Source organism: Streptomyces sp. NRRL B-24572 (assembly GCF_002156145.1).
Taxonomy (GTDB): Bacteria; Actinomycetota; Actinomycetes; order Streptomycetales; family Streptomycetaceae; genus Streptomyces; species Streptomyces vietnamensis.
On the sequence record NZ_MWIG01000468.1, the window covers coordinates 1 to 3,142 of the forward strand.

At 71.2% G+C, this 3,142-nt stretch carries 3 protein-coding genes; 1 reads left to right on the plus strand and 2 read right to left on the minus strand.

Annotated elements, in window-relative coordinates; translation table 11 throughout:
* Positions 1–148: 148 nt before the first annotated feature.
* A complete protein-coding gene (locus tag CCN56_RS26590; RefSeq protein WP_086830501.1) occupies positions 149–1,297 on the minus strand; it encodes a PP2C family protein-serine/threonine phosphatase in 1,149 nt (382 codons plus the stop codon).
* A gap of 412 nt (positions 1,298–1,709) precedes the next feature.
* Positions 1,710–2,285 (minus strand): TetR/AcrR family transcriptional regulator, encoded by a 576-nt coding sequence (locus CCN56_RS26595; RefSeq protein WP_086830502.1) that lies wholly within the window; start codon positions 2,283–2,285, stop codon positions 1,710–1,712.
* Positions 2,286–2,413: 128 nt separating this feature from the next.
* Between CCN56_RS26595 and CCN56_RS26600 the strand changes: the two genes are divergently transcribed.
* The coding region (locus tag CCN56_RS26600) for an SDR family NAD(P)-dependent oxidoreductase (protein WP_086830503.1) at positions 2,414–3,142 on the plus strand (729 nt) is incomplete at its 3' end.

The following is a 3,142-nucleotide window of genomic DNA, read 5'->3' on the forward strand; positions in this document are numbered from 1 at the left end:
CACGCCATCGGGCGGCACCACACGTCTGTGGCGACAGCTCGTCCGGATCGGGTGGCCGTGGCAGGTCGTCCGGTCCACGGGTGGCTCCGTGCTGCTGTGAGGCCGCGGGTTTCAGTGGGTTCAGTGGCGTGAGACGCCCCACCGTCGTTCACCGGGCCGGGGCGGTCGGCTGAGGGGCGGACGCCAGGCGACGGATCGCGACGACGGCCGCGTCGTCGTTGAGGCGTGCGTCGACGTGGGCCAGCAGGTCGTCCTGGAGATGGCGTAGCAGTTCGCCGGGGGCATCGGCGGTCCACTGTGGCGCGCGTTCGGTGAACGGGTAGAAGCGTCCGTCGGCGTCGCGTGCCTCGATGACGCCATCGGTGTAGAGGAGCAGCAGGTCGCCGACCTCGAAGGGGAATGTCTGGACGTCGTACTCGGTGGTGCCGAAAGCCCCGCCGAATCCGATCGGAAGGTGGCTGGCCTCGGCCACGAGTGGGATGACCCGGTTTCCGCGGAGGATGAGCGGCGGCGGGTGTCCGCAGCTGATGAGGTGGACGACCGGATCGTGGTCGGGGATGTCGAGCAGCATGGCGGTGGCGAAGTCCTCGGCGGTGTCCTGCTCTTTCTGCGGCCGCCACTGGCTGGTGTCCCAGCGGAACGCGCCGTCCAGGTGGACGGCGAGGCGGGGCAGGGTGGCCTGCCGGTGGGCGGCTGCCCGGAAGGCACCGAGCAGCAGGGCGGTGTTGCTGATGGCACCCAGGCCGCTGCCGCGCACATCGCCGATGAGGAGCCGGGTGCTGTGGTGGGCGGTGCGTGCGGCCGCGTACAGGTCTCCGCCCAGCTCGGCTTCTTGCTCGGCAGGGATGTACAAGCCGGCGATCTGCAGCGGGCCGGCGCGTTCGGGCAGCGGCTGCAGCAGCACTCTTTGGGCTGCCTCGGCCACGGACCGCACCTGGTGCAGCTGCCGCTCGTGCCGGCCCCGCACCACGCAGACGGTGACGCAGACGGCAGAGACGACGATCAGGGCAGCGATCTGGGCCTGGATGTTGGCGGTGCCCGAGACCCCCCTGAGTACGCCGATCAGGACCTGGGCTGCTACGGCAAGAGCCCCTACCACCGCCGTCGTGCGGGCGCCGGCGAACGCCACGGTGAGCGCGGGCGCTGCCACGAGCAGTGGACCGAGGTGGATGTCCCGTGGGGACAGCACATCCACCACGCACACGATGACGATCAGCGCGAGCGGGATCACAAGAAGCGCGGGCGCGTGCCCCGTCCGCCAGGAACGCCAGACGTCCAGCCATGTTCGAAGGGCCATGCCCCAAGACTTCCACCCGTCTCCGCACGCTGGGGATGCGCCGCTCCGGGTACCGGTGTCCGTGGCTGTGCGAGACCGGACAAGCACGCGAAGAGTGCCCGCCCGCTGAACCGCTACGGGGCCGCCGCCCATCCGGCACCCGGGACCGGGCGCCGCCACAGGACCACCGCGCCCGCGGCGAGCAGGGCGAGCGCCACTCTCCCAGGATGGGGGAGAGGCCGACCTCCGGCAGTACGGCTCCGACAGCGCGAGGAACATCGCAAGGACGGACAGGATCCGCCGACCGGGCCGGAGTGTCGCCCTGCCGGTCGGGCCCGGTCGGCGGCGAGTCCGGTCAGGGTGAGGGTGAGCACGGTCGTCGTCGGTCGGCCCTCGGCACCCGGCCCGTCGAGCACGAGCGAGCAGACGTGGGTTACCCGTCCGCCCCATGGCGAAGCCCGTCGAGGAGCAGGTCGAGGAGACGACCGGACCGGTCCCGCTGGGCCGGAGAGCTGGTGATCAGCGCGACACCGGCGAGGCTGAGGCCGACGTCGAAGGGGTCGACGTCCGAGCGCAGGAGACGGGCGTCGGCTCCCGCGCGGAGCAGGGAGCCGATCGTCGCGCCGAGCCGGTCGAGGGTCTCCGCGAAGGGGTCCGCGCCGGACGCGACGGCGGCCCGCAGGGCGTCCGCCATGCCCTGCTTGACGGCCAGGTAGTCGATGAACCGGTCCATCCACAGGCGCAAGGCCCGGTCCGGCGGGAGGCCGGCCAGCAGCTCGGCGGCGCTGTCGCAGACACGGGCCAGCTCATTGCGGTAGGCGGCCTCGACCAGGGCCTCGCGTGTGGGGAAGTGGCGGTAGAGCGTGGCCGAGCCGACGCCGGCGGCCTTGGCGATCGCGTCGATCGGAACATCCGCACCCTTCTCGGCGAAAGCACGTACGGCCGCTTCGAGGATGCGCTCCCGGTTGCGGCGGGCATCGGCGCGCAAGACGCTCGGCTGGGTGGTCAAGGCTGCTCCCTTCGTCGGGATCCAGTCTATCTGGACAACCGGGGAGTTCCCCGGTTAGCCTCTCGATCAAATGGGGAGTTCTCCGGTTATGGGTCGGTGCTCCGTTCGACAGACAAGGAAACCCCTTGATGGCCAGCGAAAAGACCGTCCTGATCACCGGTACGTCCTCCGGAATCGGCCTGGCCGCCGCCGTGGCCGCCGCCCAGGCCGGCTGGACCGTCGTCGCCACCATGCGCGACACCGGAAAGGCCGAAGCCCTGCTCAAGGCGGCGGCCGAGCACGCCGTCACCGACCGGATCCAGGTCAAGCGCCTGGACGTCGTCGACCCCGACAGCATCGCCACATGTCTGGACGAGGTGATCGCCGAGCACGGCCGCCTCGATGCGCTGGTCAACAACGCCGGCGCCGCGCAGGTCGGCACCATCGAGCAGATGAGCCTCGACGACGTCCGCGCCGCCATGGAGGTCAATTTCTTCGGCGTGGTCGCCGCCACCCGTGCCGCCCTGCCGCACCTGCGGGCGTCCCAGGGCCGGGTGATCACCGTCACCAGCGTGGGCGGCGCGGTCGGGCAGCCCTTCAACGAGGCCTACTGCGCGGCGAAGTTCGCAGTCGAGGGCTTCATGCAGTCGCTCGACCCCGTCGCCGCCACCGTCGGGGTCGACGTCATCGTGGTCGAACCGGGCGCGGTGGCCAGTGAGTTCGTCGCCAACATCGGCTTGGACGTCCCGGCCCTGCTTGCCGCGGCCGGACCGTACGCCCCGGCCCTCCAGGCCTACGTCGCCCGCACTCAGAAGTCCTTCGGCAACGCCCAAACGCCGTCCGAGGCCGCGGCCTCGATCATCGAGGCCGCGGCCTCG

What these genes read in the sequence shown, in the direction of transcription:
- CCN56_RS26590 (WP_086830501.1), bottom strand. Translation starts at nt 1,297, where the DNA reads ATGGCCCTTCGAACATGGCTGGACGTCTGGCGTTCCTGGCGGACGGGG.